This window comes from Pseudoalteromonas sp. OOF1S-7 (assembly GCF_022347765.1).
Lineage (GTDB): Bacteria > Pseudomonadota > Gammaproteobacteria > Enterobacterales > Alteromonadaceae > Pseudoalteromonas.
The window spans coordinates 182,443-201,223 of record NZ_JAKRFZ010000004.1 but is presented as its reverse complement, the minus strand read 5'-3'; the positions used below and the strand labels follow the sequence as shown (position 1 = coordinate 201,223).

Here is an 18,781-nt window from a genome sequence, read left to right as displayed (position 1 = left end):
AAAGCGAAGTGATACATGGAACAAAATAGCCAAACCATCTCCAAGCCTGCCACATCAACCTGGTGGCACCAGTTGATGATCAACAAAGCCAGAACGTTCATTTTTAAGCTGCTTAAAAACCTGAAACACGATCGGCTTGAGATCATTGAAGGGAGCGAGAAAGTATCACTTGGAACCTTGCAACCCAGGCTTCAGGCAACGATTTTTGTCAGCGACCCAGGCTTTTACTTTGATGTACTTAAAGGTGGTGGCATAGGTGCTGCGGAGGCATTTATTGCTGGCAAGTGGCACACCCCTGACCTGACTAAAGTGATCCGTATATTCGCGTGTGCTCAATCCCAGCTAGATGAATTAGAAGGTAAAATGTCTTGGTTTACTGCGCTTAAGAATCGGGTGTTTCATCTTGGGAACCGAAATAGTGAATCGGGTTCAAAACAAAATATTCTTGCTCATTATGATTTAAGTAATGACCTGTATCAGGCATTTCTTGACCCAACCATGATGTATTCCAGCGCGGTCTTTGAAACTTTGGATCAGCCCCTCGAGCAGGCCCAACACAACAAGCTAAAAATCATTTGCGACAAACTTGAGCTGAGCGCTGACGACCACTTACTTGAAATAGGAACCGGCTGGGGGGCGCTGGCATTATTTGCGGCACAAAACTATGGCTGCAAGGTTACGACCACGACGATTTCCGACGCTCAGCATGACTTTACCGCGCAAAGAATTGAAGCGGCTGGTTTGCAGGGGCAGATAACCCTGTTAAAGCAAGATTATCGCTTACTTGAGGGCAAGTTCGATAAGCTAGTTTCCATCGAGATGATAGAGGCCGTCGGGCACAGTTATATGCCGGGCTTTTTTGCCAAGTGCAGCAGCCTGTTAAAAGACGATGGTCTGATGCTACTGCAGGCTATTACCATTTCGGACAGTCGCTACGATCATTACCGCAATAACGTGGATTTCATCCAGCGTTATATTTTTCCGGGCGGGTGTCTGCCATCTGTGGCTGTGATGTCACAACACCTGGCCACACAGACGGATATGGTGGTGCGAGATATAGACGATATCGGCCTGCATTACGCGCAAACACTTAAACGCTGGCGGGTTCAGTTTGAGCAGAACTGGCAGCAGATCCGCACGTTTGGCTTTGACGAGCAGTTCAGGCGTTTATGGCTTTTTTATCTGCAATATTGTGAAGGCGCATTTCTGGAGCGGGTGATCAGTACGCATCATTTAGTTGCACGTAAACCCAGATATGTTGGGGTCAATGATGAGCAATTTCTGGCTAGTTAACCTCGTTATATTCCAGTCAGTGTGGTGGTTGAGTGCTTTGTTCACTCACCAGGCACTGATTGGGGTCATAGTGTTGCTGGCGCTGCACTTCGCGTTGTCGCCAAGTCGCAAGGCTGACCTCAGTAGCCTGATGGTGTTACCGGTAGGTTTATTGGTAGACCAAGCTCTGGCGGCTGCGGGCGTCATCCAGTTTGCCGGTGGTCAGCCCTGGCTTCCTGTGTGGCTTGCTTTTTTGTGGGTGCATTTTACCTTGACTCTCAACCACAGTCTGAGCTGGTTAGGACGTTGCCATCTGGGCGTTCAGTCTGTACTCGGTGCGGTGTTTGGTGCTCTGAGCTACATTGGCGGCATAAAACTGGGTGCACTTGATAGCGCGCTGTCCGTTTTCAATTTGTTTATAGTCTTTGGTGCTGTCTGGGCGGTTGTGTTGCCTCTGGTGGTTCACCTTAACAGCCGTTTTGTCGCGAAAACAGGAGTACAACATGTTTAAACAGTTAAATGGCTTGATTTTGTCAGCTGCATTAATTGTGGCGCCCGCTGTGGTATCGACGCAGGCGGAGGCATCAACATCAACTGAGCTGTCGGAGCTTGATTTACGCGGTACGGCAGACTTGCGCTATTTGTTCTGGGATGTTTACTCAGCTGCGCTTTACACCGGCGGTGAGGCTTATCGGGAAACTGAATACCCTCAGATACTGAGCTTAACCTACAAGCGTGACATTGAAGCGCAGGAACTGGTTGACGCAACCGAAGAGCAATGGCAAAAACAGCAGCTTTCTCTTGATAACAGTGAACAATGGCTGCGGCAGCTTGCACGGCTTTGGCCAGACATACGCAAAGGTAATCAGTTGATCCTGGTGGTCGATGAGGACCTGCAAAGTCGCTTTTACTTCCGTCCTGAACCGCCAGTCGAGCTGAGTGCGTCGCTGTCCGAATCTGATCTTAAAGCGTCGGCGCGTTTTCTGGGGGCGATTAAGGACAGTGCATTTGGGCCAGCCTTTTTAGGGATCTGGCTGTCTGAAAAAACCACAGAGCCTGAGCTAAGAAGGCAGCTCATAGGAAGAAGGTAACACAATGAAACTAGTTATAACTTTGTTGCTGGCGTTGGCTCTGAGCGGCTGCACCAGCAAAACAATTGCGGATTACAGCGACACCAAACCAGAGCTGGCACTGGAGCAATTTTTTGAAGGTGAGCTCACGGCCTACGGGATAGTGCTGGATCGCAGTGGCAATCTTACCCGGCGCTTTGAGGCTGATCTAATCGGCTCCTGGACAGGGAATAAAGGCGAACTGAAGGAGTGGTTTCGCTTCGACGACGGGGAGAAATCAACCAGAATCTGGCAGCTAGAAAAAACAGCTGAGAACCGCTACAAAGGCACTGCCGGTGATGTGATTGGGGTTGCCCAGGGCGAAACGGCGGGGTCCGCCTTGTACTGGCGTTATCAGCTGGAGATCCAATATCAGGGCAAGCCGCTGGAAGTGATCTTAGATGACTGGATGTATCTGGTTAACGAAAAGCGCTTGTTTAACCGCACAGAAATCATTAAATGGGGTTTTAAGGTTGGAGAGGTTATCCTGATCATTGAAAAACATGATGATGACTGAACACTCCGTTGTCTGGGCCTGGAACCGTTCAATGCGCTGCTCCAGGCACCTGTTCTTGCTTGTCTGCGGTTTTATAGCAAAGGTAAAAACTAAGTGCTAAAAGGTACAAAGTGTAGATCCTGAACGGTGCAACGTGAAACTTCAAGTTTCCAGGAACTGTTTGCGCCGACCGGTACTGTGAAGCTGTGATAAGTATTCGTGTCGCCGTATTCATAAGAGTAGTTTCCAGCCCGGATGACTTTTACGCCGTCTATGATTATATCAACGTAGTAAAGTTTGTTGTCACTACTGCCACAAGATGCCCAACCAACGACAAAGCCTGCTGTAGACTCTGTATGCTGTTCAGTGGCCGCTCTGCTCTGGTATATACCAAAGCTGCCCGCAATACCAGCAGGGCCTTGGGGGCCTGTGTCGCCTTTTTCTCCTTTCGGTCCCTGTTCACCTGTTTCACCAACAGGTCCCTGTGGTCCTTGTACACCAGGTTCTCCCTTAGGCCCAGCGGACCCTTGTTCTCCCTGAGCGCCATCTGCCCCATCACTGCCAGGCAAACCTTGTGCTCCTCTAAACGCTTGCCAGCTTTCACCATCACAAATCATAGGCGTATTTAAACTGTCATCAAAATAAAAACTCCCTTTGTTTACTTCTGAGCACATGAATGGTTGAGTTAATTTTGGGGTAAGTAGAATCGCACCATCTACAGTGATATTGCCTGAAAAAGTATGTTGTTGCGATGAAACAGGTGGAGTTGAATTAGGATCAAGCGGATCAAACCTCATTTTAATTTCGTATGCGTTCGAGAAGCCATCACCGTCGGAATCAAAGTGTGCATCATTTAATTTCTTACCAGGGTCTAGACTGAATGCGTCATTTGGGTCTGAGTTTAGCAATGAAGCTTCATCTTGGTCATTAATAAGATCCAGGTCTGAATCCGCATTTAATTGGAACAATACCGCCTTAACACCATCGGCAATGACGTGACCATCTGATCCACTATTAGAGAGCTTAACTAAGAAGGGTCTGTCAAAAAGACCTAACGAAACCCACTCACCATTGTTTGACCGCTGATCCACAGATATTACTTTTTCATCATGTGCGTAAGAAATATAATAGCTGGCATTTGATGCTCTGTTGCTGTGGGCAGTCCAGCGTGCAAACACTTCATATGTCGCATCTTGCGTCAGGTTTAATTGCCAGTGTACTTCTCCATGCCCAGTCGCTTTATCATCATAGATATAATTGCTACCCAAATAGCCGGAAATGGATGAGCTGGTTACCCAACTTCCTGACTCAAATGAAAACATATCGCTGCTATTGTCTACAATGATGGTTTCCGCTGATAAAGTAAAAGTTGAAAAAAATGTCAAAGAACACAAGGCTCTAAGAGATGTCATATACAAACCTTTCTTCATGGGTTCTGATATCCTTGTCTTAATGGTCGTTAGGTTGAAGAGGCATATCACGCAATAACTTCGGCTGGATATTGTCTTCGTAATCGCTCGTCATAGTAAGGGGCGTTTGTTAAATAGGTGTGAATTTTGTTTCTGTTGAGGAGCAACCAGGAAAGGGAGTGTATCCGGGTATACACCAAGGCCTGCTTGAGCAGGCCTTAATACTGTCAGGCAAAGTAATATAAGCCATAGCCTACAAGCAATGCGGGTATGGCCGAGTAAAGGGTAGCCAGAGCTGCGGCCCCGGGTGCCAGTGCCATCGCCGGGAATAGCGCATCACCATCGTTGGCTACAGCGTTTGCTGCCAACGCACTGAAGGGTAAGACACCCTGAATATACAGGCTCGTTACGACTATCTGAGGCCCACATCCCGGCAGCATTCCAATGGCAATGGCAATCAGTGGTGCAAATACCGCATACTCAGAAAACCAGGCCGCCAGGTCCAGGCCAAACAGGGCAACAGACAGTTCATACAGCATAAAGCTGGCCACCACCCAGGCGGTCACAAAGTGGGTGTCGTGGATGACCTTGGCCAGTTTGGAAGGGGGATCCTGCTCATCGTCCTCGGCGGTGACTTCGCGGTAACTCTGGCCTTTTGAAGACAACGCCCAGATGGTCAGGGCGAACAAAGCCAAAGCTGCACCTGCCAGTTCCACGGGCCTGGTCAGTACGCCCAGGTCAGTATTAAAGGCGATCAACAGTGCGATCACCAGACTGGGGAGAAGCACCCAGCGCCAAACAGGCTCACTAAAACGGATAGCACTAGACGGTGCCTTGCATTCAATTGCACTGTTGCTTTGCTTACCGGGTTGGCAAAATTCAGGTTTGTGCAGACAGTTAACAACTAAACCACTGATTATGCCCACAACGACGCCCAGGGCGATGATAGTGAGGCCTTCAAGTGGCTTTTTGGCCAGGAGCAGGAACGCGGCATCGCCCATGGTTGCTGTCAGGACCGCAACCACAGAGGCAAAACTTGCCTGTCCTTTGGTGAACTGGGTAACCACGATAATGGCACCGCCACAGCCGGGCAGCGCGCCCAGAATTGCTGCCATAGAGATTTCCAGTGCCGGTGATTTAGCTTTAAGGTAACTCAGTTCCAGCTGAGGGAGTCTGTCGACCAGAAAGTAGTAGATTGCCAGTGTGCCCGCGACAAACACACTGACCTGAAAAAATGCGTCTGCAAGTGTGGCAATGGTCAAAGCCCGAAGTGGTTCAAATAGCACAGCCAGACAGACTAACACTGGCAGCAGCAAGCGTTTATTTGCCAGTACCGAAGAGAAAGCAGAGTTGCGTCTGGTGGTTGTAGAGTAGGATTGTGAGAGCATAAAAAGTGCAACCGGTTGAAAACACAGTTGCACTTTAGAATGATATTAAATGAAAATCAATATCATTTGCGTTTATTTGTTGCGTTGGAACTCAGAGGTTGCTTTCCAGGTCGGCCATTCACTCTGTTGAGAAATGTCGTAACCAACCTGGAAGAACAATTGCAGATCCTGCACAGCACCACTTAAGTCCCATTCTTCACGGTAGCGATCACAAGGCTGGTGATAACAACCACGTAAAACCAGGCTCATACGCTTACGATATTGTTCCGTGGCCTCGTCACGTGCTTCAGTACCGCCACCGGCATACATCGCCGGGACGCCCATGTTAGCAAAGGCGAAATGATCTGAACGATAGTAGCCGCCTGCTGCCGGACGTGGATCGCCAGAGACAACACGGTCCTGTGCTTTTGCGGCGGTTTCCAGCATTTCATCCAGCGATGACTTGCCAATACCCACAACACTGATGTCTTTTACTTTGCCGAGCAAGTTCAGGCTGTCCATATTAATGTTGGCAACCGTTTTATCCGCTGGGATAACCGGGTTTGCAGCATAAAATTTTGACCCCAGCAGGCCTTGCTCTTCCGCAGTCACGGCCAGGAAAGTGATTGAACGGTCCGGCTTAACAGGCAGCTTGCTGAAGGCTTCGGCGACTTCAATCATGCCACCTGTACCGGTTGCATTATCGTGTGCACCATTGTAAATCTTATCGCCTTTACGGTTAGGATCTGTGCCTAAGTGATCCCAGTGTGCAGAGTAGATGATGTGCTCGTCACTGTGTTTTGCACCAGGCAAGGTCGCGATGAAGTTATAAGATGTCGAGGTGCTGATCTTACTTTTCACGGTGACTGACGCGGTTAAGTCGCCCATGTCTACATGATATGCGCCGGCTGCTGCTTTTTCTTTTGCTTCGGTAAAATCCAGGCCGGCTTTTGCAAATAGCTCTTTAGCTACGTCACTGGTGACCCAGCCTTCAACAGCGACACGGTCCATGTTGTTGTTTTCTTTCTGGAAGCCAAACTGAGGGCCACTCCAGGAGTTTTCAACAACGCTCCAGGGGTAAGAGGCTGGCGCGGTTTCGTGAACGATAATGGCACCTGCTGCACCCTGGCGGCTCGCTTCTTCATATTTGTATGTCCAGCGGCCGTAGTAAGTCATGGCTTCACCGGTAAACAAAGCCGGGTCTTTACGCGCAAAACCCGGGTCATTAACCAGCATGACCACCGTTTTGCCGCGTACATCCAGGCCGTCGTAATCGTTCCAGCCGTACTCAGGGGCATTGACGCCATAGCCGACAAACACCAGCTCAGAATCTTTAATAGACTCCAGTTTGCTGATACGGCCGGTACCCATCACCATGTCTTTCTTGTATTCGTAATCTTTGCCGCCAATGTTCAGGGTCATGTCAGGGTCGGCTTCAATGGAAACCAGTGGCACTTCCTGGAAGAAGCTGTCTCCATTGCCTGGCTGGAAACCCAGCTCAGTGAAGTGCTTTTTAAGATATGCCAGTGTCAGTTCTTCGCCTTTGGTAGAAGGGGCGCGGCCACCAAATTCGTCAGAAGCCAGGGTTTTGATATGACCGGCCAGTTGCTCGGCGTTAATGCTGTTATAAGCGGCGGTTACGTCGCCAGGTTGATTGGTTTGTGTCGCCATACAGCCAGCTAACACAGCAACAGAAAGTGCGCTTAGCGCGAGTCTTAGTTTCATAGTGTTATTATCTTCGCTTGTTGTTATACGCCGCTAGTATAACGTTATTTGCACGGGGATTTCGACTTTTGGCGATAATTGACGGGTTTGGCTATTTACTACACAAAGTTGGCTGGGATACGAGCCCATGCTGGGTTAAAATGGCGGCTTTGACTGTGCCAGATAAAGACTAACCGGCAAAATGAATAAATTTACCGCGCCAGAGCACTGGCATGCAGACCTGTTTACTCAGGCACCCTTTGAGCATCTTGAAGAGCTTTTTACACTCAGCCAGCACACAGACTGGCCCGCTTTTGAATGGCTGAATGCGCAGCAAGATCAGCAACATAACCGCCAGGTGGTGTTTACCCCCAACAGTGAACTGGAAGGCGAAACCTTGTACTACGAAGAGATTATCGCGCAGACGAATCGCATTCCAACCCGGGAAAATAACTGGCATGACTTCTTTGGGGCTTTGGTCTGGTGCCTGTTTCCTCAAACCAAATCTCTGTTAAATCAGCTGCATATGCAGGAAATTGCCGAGCATGGCCTGAAACAACGCAGTAAAAAGCGCAATGCGCTGACGCTGTTTGATGAGTGTGGCGTGGTGCTGGCGGTGCCTGATATGAGCTGGCAAACCGCGTTAAGAGCGCACCAGTGGCAGGAAGTTTTTTATGAATACAGCGCGATGTGGCACCATAACCTGTTGCCATTTGTCTTTGGCCATGCCAACTATGAAATGCTCACTAAGCCGTTTATCGGGTTAACGGGCAAAGTAGTGTGTATTGAAGTTGATGAAGCATTCTATCATCTGCCGCTAGCGCTTCAGTATCGTCATCTCGATAAGCAACTGGCAAACATGATTGAGCAGCAGGGGTTGCTCGATAACAATAAGCAGATGTCGCCTTTACCTTTGCTGGGTATACCTCAGTGGTATCAGGGGCAACAGGACCTGGCTTTTTACAATGATACCGACTATTTTCGGCCCAAGCGGCACAAAGCGACAAACAAGGACACACAGTGATACAGATTGAAGGTTTACAAAAACGCTTCAAGCTCAGCAAGGAGCACAGCAAAAACAAAACCAGCCAGGACGCCAGAGAGCGGGATGGCTATTTTCACTCCGTAGAATCTGTGTCGTTTCAGTGCCAGCAAGCTGAAGTACTGGGGCTGCTTGGTCCCAACGGCGCGGGAAAGACCACCACATTAAGAATGCTGTCCACGGCGCTTACGCCAGACAGCGGCGCAATCCTGGTGGGTGGTCAGGATATTGTTAAAAACCCGCTCCATGGCCGCCGGTGTATTGGCTTTTTGTCGGGTACGACAGGCCTGTACGGCCGACTAACCGCAAAAGAAAATGTCGAATATTTTGCCAGGTTGCACGGCCTCAAAGGCAAAGCACTCAAGGCCCGCTGTGAACTGTTATTTGAAACTTTGGATATGACCGCATTTCTTGACAAGCGCTCAGACAGCTTGTCTACCGGTATGAAGCAAAAAACCAATATTGCCAGAGCTGTGGTACATCAGCCTCAGGTGGTTATTCTGGACGAGCCGACCACCGGGCTGGATATTATGACCAAACAGACCGTACTGACCTTTATCAGGCAGCTTAAAGAGCAGGGGACCCCCGTGATTTTCTCTACCCACCACCTGGATGAAGTCGATATGTTGTGTGACAAGGTGTGTGTGATTGACAAAGGGATAAGCTGCTTTGAGGGCGACTTAGCGGCTTTTCGTACGCAGGGGCGCAACAACGAGCTCAACCAGGCATTTATGACAATCATTCGGGAGACACAAGATGTTTGAAGTCATGTTAAAGGAGCTTAGGGAGTTGCTCAGAGACCGCAAAACCTTGTTCTTTGTCATTGCCCTGCCAATCGTTATTTTTCCGGTGTTATTCGCCTTTGTCGCATTTCTCACTTCCAAAGCGGCGCTGGAAGCCGAGCAACAGGTTCATACCTTTTACGTGGTAAACGAAGACTATGCGCGCCCCTTTGCTGATACCTTATTCTATCATCGCAGTTTTAAGCGCTATGACGGAGAAACTAAACTTGATAGTGTTGAAGCGCTTCGCGATGCGGTCAGGCAAGGCATTATTGATGTGGGCATCTACATTCCATCTGTCCCTAAGAAGCAGTTGCCCCTGGGTGAACAAACGCGGTTCCAGGTGGTCTTTAATGATGCGCAATCGATCAACTATATTTACAGCCGGATCAAGAAAGTAATAGATGAGTACTCGGCCACACTAACGGAGCAGGCACTGAATAATCTCGGTGTGGATCTGACAAAGCAAAAGGCTATGCTCAAGCCTGTCGTGATGGAGAAGGTCGATACTGCCGATCAGCGAGAGAACATAGGCGAGAAAATAGGCGCATTTATTCCGTATATGTTAATTCCGCTGGTGCTGATGGGGGCCAGTTATCCAGCCATAGACCTGGGAGCAGGTGAAAAAGAGCGTGGCACACTCGAAACCTTACTGCTAACGCCACTGACTCGTACTCAGCTGGTGCTGGGGAAATTTTTCACCATATTGATCAGCTCCATTGCCTGTGCACTGGTGACCGTATCCAGTATGTCTGTGTGGATCTGGATTGCGAGTGGGTTTGGTGCACTCAATCCTATCCTGAGTGCGTTTGCGACGGTGACTCAGTGGGATTTTCTGCTGATTTTTGCTTTGTTGCTGCCGGTCGCTATGATGTTGTCGTCCCTAGTGCTGGCCATCTCGATTTATGCCCGCAGCTTTAAAGAAGCACAGAATTACATGGGACCGCTTAGCATGCTGGTGTTTGTGCCAATTGTGGTGTCGGTTTTGCCTAACATGACACTGACCGCTAAAACCGCCTGGATCCCAATTACTAATGTGGCACTGGCCATCAAGGAAATTGTCAAAGGGACCGTTGACTATCAGGCCGTCGGGCTGATTTTTCTGGCCTCAACTCTCCTTGCAGGCGCCTTGCTGGCGTGCTGTGTCCGCTGGTTTAGCCGCGAAGCAGTGTTATTCAGGTAACGCCATAATGCCAACAGCATGGTTAATATCAGGCGTTAATCATGCTGGCAATTCAGGCGGCTTTCACGTCCTCAGAAGAGACAGCCTCGGGCTCGACCACCGTCAGGACTTTTTTGATATCTGACCAGTGCAGCAGTTCAATGCGGCCCTGTTCATTTTCCACCAGGGCTGTGCAGTTCTCTATCCAGTCGCCATCGTTACAGTAAACGATACCATCTATGACGGAAATCCTTGGCTGATGTATGTGGCCACAGATAATGCCATCAACACCACGTTTCCTGGCTTCGTGTACCGCGGCTTGTTCAAAAGCATGAATGGCCTCGCGGGCTTTGTGCAACCGATTTTTGAGCCATGATGCCAATGACCAGTAATGGCGGCCGTATAACCTGCGCACTCGGTTGGTCCAACGATTGAGGAACAGCAAAAAGTCATAGGCCGCATCTCCAATAATGCTGATCAGTTTGTTGTATCGGGTTGCGGAGTCAAAATCGTCTCCATGTAAAAGTAAAAACCGTTTACCCGCTGAGGTGGTGTGAATATAAGTTTTATGCACCTCAACATGAAACAGGGTTTTACCGACATAGTTGCGAAACGTTTCGTCATGATTACCGGGGATATATATCACCCGCGTACCACTCTCAGCTTTGCGCTGAATGCACTCCAGTACCTGGTAATGGCTTGGGTGCCAGAAAAACTGACGCTTTAAAGACCATAGATCGACAATGTCGCCGACCAAATATAAGGTATCGCAGCGGGTACTATTGAGAAAGTCTAACAGAAAATCGGCTTTACAATCTTTGTAGCCGAGGTGGACATCGGAGATCCAGATCGTCGGATAGTAGGTATATGTCATAGCCATGCTCTCGAGCGTAATAAAGACTAAGTTAGAGACGGCGGATGACAAAAGCAGGGCAGTTAAGAGAAGCTATTATGACACTGCAAAAGAGTAGGGAGCGCACGGGGCGCTCCATTGGGGGCTTACTTGCCCAGCGCTTTGGCGATTTCTGCAACCGCTGAATCAATGTCCAGCATCAGCTTTTCACCGGTATGGCGGTTTTTCAGCTCAACCTGGTTGTTGTCCAGGTTACGCTCGCCAATGACCAGGGTAAAGGGTACGCCAAGCAGCTCCATGTCGTTAAACATCACACCCGGGCGCTCTTTACGATCGTCAAATAGTACTTCGACACCTGCCGCTTGCAGATCAGTGTAGAACTTCTGTGCAATGTCCGGGATACGGTGAGACTTGTGCATGTTCATTGGCACAATAGCCAGCTCAAATGGGGCAATGGCCTGTGGCCACTTGATGCCGTAGTCGTCATTATTCTGCTCAATTGCAGCAGCAACGATACGAGATACGCCAATGCCGTAACAACCCATGGTCATGACCTGGTTTTTACCGCTTTCACCAAGTACGCCTGCATTCATCGCTTCAGAGTACTTAGTGCCCAGCTGGAAGATATGACCGACTTCGATACCACGTTTGATCTGAAGCGTGCCCTGGCCACAAGGGCTTGGGTCGCCTTCAACCACATTGCGCAGATCCGCAACTGTGTAATCTGTTACATCACGGTCCCAGTTAATGCCACTGTAGTGGACACCATCTTTATTGGCACCAGCAACGAAGTCTGCCATCACAGCTGCGCTGCGATCGACAATGACTGGCATGTTCAGGCCAACCGGGCCCAAAGAACCTGGCTTTGCACCAATCGCCGCCACTATGTCTTCTTCTTTGGCCATTTCCAGCGGAGCATCAACCAGAGGTAGTTTCTCGGCTTTTAGTTCGTTTAGTTCATGGTCACCACGCAAGATCAGGGCAACCAGGCCACGCTGTTCGTTTTCGTCAGGTGCACCATAGACTATCAGCGTTTTAACGCCACGATGTGGTTTAACACCGTGCTTTTCTTTCAGCTCAGCAATGGTGTTTGCTTCTGGTGTGTCAAAGGTGTTAAGTGCTTTAGCTGGCTCCGGGCGAGGCTCAGAAGGCGCAACAGCTTCTGCTTTTTCGATGTTAGCTGCGTAGTCACTTTCAGTACTGAATGCGATGGCATCTTCACCAGATTCGGCTAGTACGTGGAACTCGTGCGACACGCTGCCGCCAATTGAGCCGGTATCTGCGATAACCGGGCGGTAATCCAGTCCCAGGCGCTCAAAGATATTACAGTAAGCCTGATGCATGGCCTGGTAGGTTTTTTCCAGACAGGCTTCATCCAGGTGGAAAGAATAAGCATCTTTCATGGTGAATTCACGGGCACGCATTACACCAAAACGCGGACGCACTTCATCGCGTACTTTGGTCTGAACCTGATACAAAGTCAGAGGCAATTGTTTGTAGCTACTGATTTCACGACGGACCAGGTCGGTGATCACTTCTTCATGAGTCGGACCCAGTGCAAACGGACGATTGTGTCTGTCATTAATGCGCAGCAGCTCAGGACCAAATTGCTCCCAACGACCCGATTCCTGCCACAGATCGGCGGGCTGGATGATGGGCATCAGCATTTCAATGGCGCCGGCTTTGTCCATTTCTTCGCGGACGATTTTTTCTACTTTACGCAGTACTTTCAGGCCCGAAGGCAACCAGGTGTATAAACCTGAGGCCAGTTTGCGGATCATACCCGCGCGTAACATCAGCTGATGGCTGATCACTTCTGCATCTGCAGGCGTTTCTTTTTGAGTCGCTAAAATATATTGACTGGTACGCATACTTGTTCCGTTCAATTGATGGTTGCACAGGGCTTGCCCGGGAAACCATACGTTGTTGTAGTATTCTTGTCGGGTTAGTTTAACAGTGCTAAAACCGCTTAAAAAGCTTTATTTAATGCGAAAAAGCGACTGTTTTAATGGCTGCAGTATTTTTACTCAATCCGGCCTGATATGCGTGACTTCGAGCACATGATTATGCTCACCATCGACTTGCCAGCGAATGTTAAAGTCATACAGGTTCATGCCATAACTTTGTGTACTAGCCTGTTTTTTCTTGTAGGCCGGGCGCGGGTCTTGTTTAAGCACATTGGCGATAAAGGCTTTTAGTTCCGGATAGGTGTGCTGAGCGTTAATAAAGGCCTCAGCCTGTTCACTAAACGTCACTGTCATCGCCGTTTCAGGGCGAGTATCGGCAAAGCCGGCAGCAGCACCGGTAAGCGCGTCAGAATAGGGCAGATAGGGCTTGATATCCACAATCGGGGTGCCGTCAAGCAGGTCAATCCCGGATAACAACAGCGCCAGCTGACCATGTTTGTATTCGACCCCTTCGAGCTTTACCGCACTCATGCCGATACCATTGGGCCGGAAGGTCGCACGGGTAGCAAACACCCCCTTGCGTTCGTTACCGCCTAAACGAGGCGGGCGGACTAACGCAGAGTAGCCTTTATCGGCGGTCTCGTGAAAGCGAAATAGTAACCAAAGGTGGCTGAACTCCTCAATACCGCGAACAAATTCCTCGCGATTAAACGCATCACAGAATATCAACTTCGCTTTGGCTTCAGGCACGAGTCGGGGTTGTCTTGGAATGGCAAACTTTTGTTTATAGGGTGATTGGATCACTCCTATGGGTTGTATGTCGAAGTGCACACGTTGTTCCGGCTATTAAATTTGCGTGTATTGTAACGGCCCAGAGTCTGCTGAACAAATGGAACTGTACAATACTGTAATCACGTGTAATTCCCCTAGATTAGGTTTGTAGCTAGGATCGGGTTACTACATGATGTATTGGTTTATAAAATGTTGAATATAGAAAGTTCACCAGGGGCTGAGCTACAAGGCGGTTTGATTTCGAATATGATGGAACCGACTTACAGCCGTCTGGTGAGTCATATTTGCCGCAAGGTTTTTTCCGAACAATCGCCGGTCATGCCGCTAGTGGTAGAACAATTGCGCAAACGGCGTATATTCCTGCAACCCTTGTTTGCGGGTGTCGGGGATGGCACTATACGTGCCACGCAGCTTAATACGGCACTGCAGTGTGAAATTGAACTGGTCGTCAGCAAAGTTTTGTCGCAGTGCGATATGCCGCGTCACGAATTAGTCAAGCACACGAACAAAACCGTGTTTGAGCTGGCCAGACAGGCAATTTAGTTATTATCGACGACATCTGGCACAACGTTGTTCAGATGTTTCATTAGCTTATCCAGGCTTTTACGTACCGGTTCGGCGCATTTTTCCAGCTCAAATCTAACCCCTAACAAGCAGTCCTGCTCCGGGCCATCATTGGCTTCAATACGCACAATGGTGCCATACAAAGGCGAAATACTGAGTGCATGAGGCCCGTCAAAATTGTTGAAGCTGAGATTAAACTCTGTGATTCTATAGAGTTTAAGGGCATCGACATAATCGGTATAAACCTGCATACCCGTGTGACTGATATTGTGCACTTTGCCCTCAAGCAGTGCATCGGATGAAATGATCCGCATTGCGTGTGAAGGCAGAGCAGAGTGACGCACAGAGTCACGTTTACTGGCGCCATTCCACGATTTATTAACTGCGGCTTCCAGTTTATCAGCCCGAAACGGTTTGACAACAAAATGACTGACGCCATTCTGAATGGCGGTAATCACAAAGTCTCGCTCACCGTTTGAGGTCATCATGATGAAGGGGATGTCTTTGAATCTGGCGTTATTGCGCACCCGATAGAGGAGCTCCTCACCGTTGAGCTCTGGCATCTGCCAGTCAGAAATAATAATGTCGACGGGTTTTGATTCGAGGATCTGCAGCGCCTGCTTGCCATTAGCGGCCATCAGCACCTGTTCTGACCCCAGACGCGTTTGAATGATGTTGCGTACGACATTGCGCACAGTGGTACAGTCGTCGACCACCAAGAACCGGACATTTCTCACTACTACTTGCTCTACATTTGACCATATTTTAAGCCGGCGGCAATCATAGCATAGCTCACACCAGTAGGTAAGAGATTCACGGATAATTTTGAACCGTTCCAAATTGAGAGACTTAACACCAGACTGCAGCTGTATATGTGAATAACTGTTGTGAAAGGGTGCACAAAGTTACAGTTGCTCACAGGGCTCTCACTGAGTTTTGCATTTATCCGGGGCATCATGAAGGCGTGAAATTCACCGAGGAGTCAGATTGTTGTCCAGTATTGGTATTCAGCTCCTTCTGTATTTGCTATCTCAGCGCAATAAAAACTTTTAGAGACAAAGGAGCTCATTATGATTGGGATTACTAAACACACAATAGCCGTCGCTGCAGGTGGCTTATGTTTGGGACTGGCAAGTTTATGTAGCAGCGCTTCTGAACAAGAGCAAGATGACTGGGACGTCAAGGTGGGAGCGGGCATCCTGGTCGCAGACTTGCCATGGCAAGGCGTTGATAATGAATTTGCACTTGTTCCCATGGCCGAAATCAAAAAAGGCAAGTGGTTTTCCAATGAAGACGCGACAATTGGTTATCAGTTTCTGAATATCCAGGACGTCTTTAGTACCTACGCAGGCCTGGGCTACCGAAATGAGGGCTATGACAGTCTGTTTGGTGATACCAGTTCCAGCAGCAAAGTATTTGAAGGTTACGACGCGCCAGATGGAGAGCTGGTTCTGAACTATGGCGCAAAGTTCTTGTGGTTCGGACTGTCCGGGCATACCGACCTGTCGGATGAATCAGATGCAACCAATTTTACGTTCAGCGCAGAAGTCCCTTTATATGAAAGTGCTAATGGATTTGGTATTTCTGTACAGGCGCAGGTACGCTGGCTGGATGCAGATTACGTTAATACCGTCTATGGGATCAGCGGTAAAAATATCAATGCATCAGTTGGGCGGATGGCTTATCAGACCGACGACAATGCAGTGAATGTGACGTTTGGGCTGAATGCCTATTATCAGCTCACTCCGGAAATGACGCTGATTGGCAGTGTCAGCCGTACAGAGTTAGATGATGTGATCAGCAAAAGCCCCTTAGTTGGCGATGACACAATGGACGTGGCCTTTATCGGCGCACTATACCAGTTCTAATTGTTTTATCCCGTTAGTTCACAGCTGCGCTGGTTCAGTCACCCTGATCCAGCGTATTTTGCAACAGCGATTCAGTTTGTATCGCAATTTCTTTCATCTGAATCGCATACTGCTCCAAGGCTTTTTGCTCTTTGGTTTTGGCCTCAAACTTAGCAACCGGGATGGGATAGCCGGCTTGATCCATGGCAATAAAACTAATAATACAATGATTGGTTTCGACCATATGCTGTTTCTGCGGATCACCACACCTGACCTGAATAAAAATTTGCATGCTGGTTTTGCCTGTGTGGGCGATACGAGCAGAGACCTCGACTATCTGGCCGACCAGAATGGGACGGTGGAAACGCACGCCTGCTACGGAAACCGTCACGCAGTAGGCACCGCTCCAACCGGCTGCACAGGCATACCCGGCCTGATCTATCCATTTCATGACCACACCGCCATGTACTTTACCGCCGAAGTTAACGTCAGTTGGCTCCGCTAAAAAGCGAAACACGACTTCTGATTGCTGTGCCATAAGACACCTCATTTTCTAAAAATGTTTGCTTAAGTATAGAAAAAAAGGGGCATTTTGCCCCGGCAATTTAGGATAAATAGCATGTGTGGCAGGTCAGAGACACCTACCAGCATAAATTACATGTTGGGATAGTTAGGACCACCTGCACCTTCCGGTGTCATCCAGGTGATATTCTGACTCGGGTCTTTGATGTCACAGGTCTTACAGTGAACACAGTTTTGCGCATTTATCACAAACTGTTTATCGCCGCTTTCATCTTCGTTGATCTCGTAAACACCCGCCGGACAATAACGCTGAGCGGGCTCTGCAAACTGTGCCAGATTGACCTGAATAGGAATAGTGGCATCTTTTAATTGTAAATGGCAAGGCTGTTCTTCCTCATGGTTGGTATTTGATAAAAACACCGACGACAGCTTGTCAAAACTCAGCTTTCCGTCCGGTTTTGGGTAGTTAATTTCCTCAGACTCTTTTGCCGGACGAAGAGATGCGTGGTCGACTGTGGTATCAGTAAGTGTAAACGGCAGCGAGCCGGAAAACAGGTTTTGATCAATCGTGTTATAGGCACCACCCAGGATACGGCCAAACTTATGTATCGCAGGACCAAAATTTCGCGACTGATAAAGTTCGTCATAAAGCCAGCTACTCTTGAAATTATCGGCGAATTCGCTTAAATCCGGGCGGTGAGTTTCTTCACCCAACGCAGCCATAATTGTATCCGCGGCCAGCATGCCCGATTTCATCGCGGTGTGGTTTCCTTTGATTTTGGCAAAGTTCAGGGTGCCTGCATCACACCCCACCAGCAAACCTCCAGGAAAGTGCATCTTAGGTAGCGCGTGAAATCCACCTTTGGCTATCGCACGTGCACCATAAGCGATGCGTTCACCGCCTTCAAGAATATTTTTAAAGACTGGATGATGCTTCATGCGCTGAAACTCATCAAATGGACTCAGATAAGGGTTTTTATAGTTGAGATCGATAATTAACCCGATAACCACCTGGTTGTTTTCGGCATGATACAGAAAAGAACCGCCGTGGGTTTCGTGGTCGAGCGGCCAGCCTGTGCCGTGTACGACCTTTCCTTCCTGGTGTTTTGCAGGGTCAATCTGCCAGATCTCTTTAAAGCCAATAGCATAGTGCTGTGGTGTTGACTCTTTGTCTAAATCATACTGGTTGATCAGCTGTTTGCCCAGATGGCCGCGGCAGCCCTCTGCAAATACCGTATACCTGGCTCTAAGTTCCATACCCGGCATATAGCTGTCTTTTGGTTGTCCATCCTTGCCAACACCCATATCGCCTGTGACGATGCCTTTGACCTCATCGTTTTCTATGATCAGAGAATGTGCACTGAACCCTGGAAAGACTTCAACGCCTAACTGTTCCGCCTGTTCAGCCAGCCAGCGACAGACGTTGCCCATAGAGACAATGTAGTTGCCTTCATTTTTAAATGTTTTAGGAACGGCGATGTGGGGAATACCGGTCGCTTTATCTTGATCCCTGAAGAGATAAATCTCATCTTCAGTGACTTTGGTTATAACCGGGGCATCTTTTTCGGCCCAGTCAGGGATCAGTTCATCCAGCGCTTTAGTTTCAAAGACCGCGCCGGACAATATATGTGCTCCGACCTCTGAGCCTTTTTCTACGACACAGATCATCATTTCTTGTTGTTTTTCTTGTGCCTGTTGTGCAAGTCGGATCGCACACGACAAGCCCGCAGGGCCCGCGCCAACGATCACAACATCAAATTCCATGGTTTCGCGTTCGACCATTTTTACCTCACGTAGATTGACGGTAGTTTAACTAAACCGAGGCTTTAGTTTTGTTAAGGTTAAGCTAAGGTTATTTTAGGTTGACGTTTACGTCAACAGGAAGTAGTCTGGTTCCATTAAATTGTTTTGTTGACGCGTACGTCAGCCCATAGAATAACCAGATAATGGAGT

Annotated in this window: 18 protein-coding genes; 9 read left to right on the top strand and 9 right to left on the bottom strand. The window is 48.7% G+C overall.

The window, feature by feature from the left end; genetic code table 11:
- The first annotated feature begins 15 nt into the window (after positions 1 to 15).
- The 4 genes from MHN33_RS08200 to MHN33_RS08185 are packed head-to-tail and all read left to right on the top strand — an operon-like array spanning position 16 to position 2,898.
- Positions 16 to 1,293 carry a cyclopropane-fatty-acyl-phospholipid synthase family protein gene (locus tag MHN33_RS08200; RefSeq protein ID WP_239397504.1) on the top strand — a complete coding sequence of 426 codons (1,278 nt, stop codon included), beginning with the start codon at positions 16 to 18 and terminating at the stop codon, positions 1,291 to 1,293.
- Positions 1,268 to 1,783 carry a DUF2878 domain-containing protein gene (locus MHN33_RS08195; protein ID WP_239397503.1) on the top strand — a complete coding sequence of 172 codons (516 nt, stop codon included), beginning with the start codon at positions 1,268 to 1,270 and terminating at the stop codon, positions 1,781 to 1,783. Before MHN33_RS08200 ends, MHN33_RS08195 begins: the two co-directional genes overlap by 26 nt.
- Complete coding sequence (locus MHN33_RS08190; protein ID WP_239397502.1) at positions 1,776 to 2,363, top strand: chalcone isomerase family protein; 588 nt, start codon at positions 1,776 to 1,778, stop codon at positions 2,361 to 2,363. The genes MHN33_RS08195 and MHN33_RS08190 overlap by 8 nt, the downstream gene beginning before the upstream one ends.
- Before the next feature lie 4 nt (positions 2,364 to 2,367).
- The gene (locus MHN33_RS08185; RefSeq protein ID WP_239397501.1) at positions 2,368 to 2,898 is read left to right on the top strand and encodes a DUF3833 domain-containing protein; all 531 of its coding nucleotides are present in this window, start codon (positions 2,368 to 2,370) and stop codon (positions 2,896 to 2,898) included.
- 89 nt (positions 2,899 to 2,987) lie between these two features.
- Here the strand turns inward: MHN33_RS08185 and MHN33_RS08180 are convergent, their stop codons facing one another.
- From MHN33_RS08180 to MHN33_RS08170, 3 genes are all read right to left on the bottom strand, one after another.
- Complete coding sequence (locus tag MHN33_RS08180) at positions 2,988 to 4,307, bottom strand: hypothetical protein (protein WP_239397500.1); 1,320 nt, start codon at positions 4,305 to 4,307, stop codon at positions 2,988 to 2,990.
- A 206-nt stretch (positions 4,308 to 4,513) separates the two neighbouring features.
- The gene (locus MHN33_RS08175; protein WP_239397499.1) at positions 4,514 to 5,674 is read right to left on the bottom strand and encodes a putative manganese transporter; all 1,161 of its coding nucleotides are present in this window, start codon (positions 5,672 to 5,674) and stop codon (positions 4,514 to 4,516) included.
- 72 nt (positions 5,675 to 5,746) lie between these two features.
- Positions 5,747 to 7,378, bottom strand: a complete 1,632-nt coding sequence (locus MHN33_RS08170) for a M28 family metallopeptidase (RefSeq protein WP_239397498.1) — start codon at positions 7,376 to 7,378, stop codon at positions 5,747 to 5,749.
- A gap of 181 nt (positions 7,379 to 7,559) precedes the next feature.
- On the opposite strand from MHN33_RS08170, the gene MHN33_RS08165 reads away from it, so the two are divergent.
- The 3 genes from MHN33_RS08165 to MHN33_RS08155 are packed head-to-tail and all read left to right on the top strand — an operon-like array spanning position 7,560 to position 10,364.
- Entirely contained in the window at positions 7,560 to 8,381 is an 822-nt protein-coding gene (locus MHN33_RS08165; protein ID WP_239397497.1) for a DUF3025 domain-containing protein, read from the top strand.
- On the top strand, positions 8,378 to 9,163 hold the full coding sequence (locus MHN33_RS08160; RefSeq protein WP_239397496.1) for an ATP-binding cassette domain-containing protein: 786 nt from the start codon (positions 8,378 to 8,380) through the stop codon (positions 9,161 to 9,163). Before MHN33_RS08165 ends, MHN33_RS08160 begins: the two co-directional genes overlap by 4 nt.
- Positions 9,156 to 10,364, top strand: coding sequence for an ABC transporter permease (locus MHN33_RS08155; protein ID WP_239397495.1), 1,209 nt, complete (start codon positions 9,156 to 9,158; stop codon positions 10,362 to 10,364). The genes MHN33_RS08160 and MHN33_RS08155 overlap by 8 nt, the downstream gene beginning before the upstream one ends.
- Positions 10,365 to 10,416: 52 nt before the next feature.
- On the opposite strand, the gene MHN33_RS08150 is transcribed toward MHN33_RS08155, so the two are convergent.
- The 3 genes from MHN33_RS08150 to tsaA form a co-directional block, all read right to left on the bottom strand.
- A complete protein-coding gene (locus MHN33_RS08150; protein ID WP_239397494.1) occupies positions 10,417 to 11,217 on the bottom strand; it encodes a UDP-2,3-diacylglucosamine diphosphatase in 801 nt (266 codons plus the stop codon).
- Positions 11,218 to 11,342: 125 nt separating this feature from the next.
- Positions 11,343 to 13,067 (bottom strand): proline--tRNA ligase, encoded by a 1,725-nt coding sequence (locus MHN33_RS08145; RefSeq protein WP_239397493.1) that lies wholly within the window; start codon positions 13,065 to 13,067, stop codon positions 11,343 to 11,345.
- A 156-nt stretch (positions 13,068 to 13,223) separates the two neighbouring features.
- Positions 13,224 to 13,934, bottom strand: coding sequence for a tRNA (N6-threonylcarbamoyladenosine(37)-N6)-methyltransferase TrmO (tsaA, locus tag MHN33_RS08140; protein ID WP_239397492.1), 711 nt, complete (start codon positions 13,932 to 13,934; stop codon positions 13,224 to 13,226).
- Positions 13,935 to 14,084: 150 nt separating this feature from the next.
- Between tsaA and MHN33_RS08135 the strand changes: the two genes are divergently transcribed.
- A complete protein-coding gene (locus MHN33_RS08135; protein WP_239397491.1) occupies positions 14,085 to 14,438 on the top strand; it encodes a hypothetical protein in 354 nt (117 codons plus the stop codon).
- On the opposite strand, the gene MHN33_RS08130 is transcribed toward MHN33_RS08135, so the two are convergent.
- Entirely contained in the window at positions 14,435 to 15,196 is a 762-nt protein-coding gene (locus MHN33_RS08130) for a response regulator (protein WP_239397490.1), read from the bottom strand. The two genes, MHN33_RS08135 and MHN33_RS08130, sit on opposite strands and share 4 nt — an antisense overlap.
- Positions 15,197 to 15,529: 333 nt before the next feature.
- Between MHN33_RS08130 and MHN33_RS08125 the strand changes: the two genes are divergently transcribed.
- Entirely contained in the window at positions 15,530 to 16,327 is a 798-nt protein-coding gene (locus tag MHN33_RS08125; RefSeq protein ID WP_239397489.1) for a MipA/OmpV family protein, read from the top strand.
- A 34-nt stretch (positions 16,328 to 16,361) separates the two neighbouring features.
- Here MHN33_RS08125 and MHN33_RS08120 read toward each other — a convergent pair whose 3' ends face one another.
- Both MHN33_RS08120 and MHN33_RS08115 read right to left on the bottom strand, forming a co-directional pair.
- Positions 16,362 to 16,844, bottom strand: a complete 483-nt coding sequence (locus tag MHN33_RS08120; protein ID WP_010384630.1) for an acyl-CoA thioesterase — start codon at positions 16,842 to 16,844, stop codon at positions 16,362 to 16,364.
- A 116-nt stretch (positions 16,845 to 16,960) separates the two neighbouring features.
- Entirely contained in the window at positions 16,961 to 18,610 is a 1,650-nt protein-coding gene (locus MHN33_RS08115; protein ID WP_239397488.1) for an electron transfer flavoprotein-ubiquinone oxidoreductase, read from the bottom strand.
- Positions 18,611 to 18,781 lie beyond the last annotated feature (171 nt).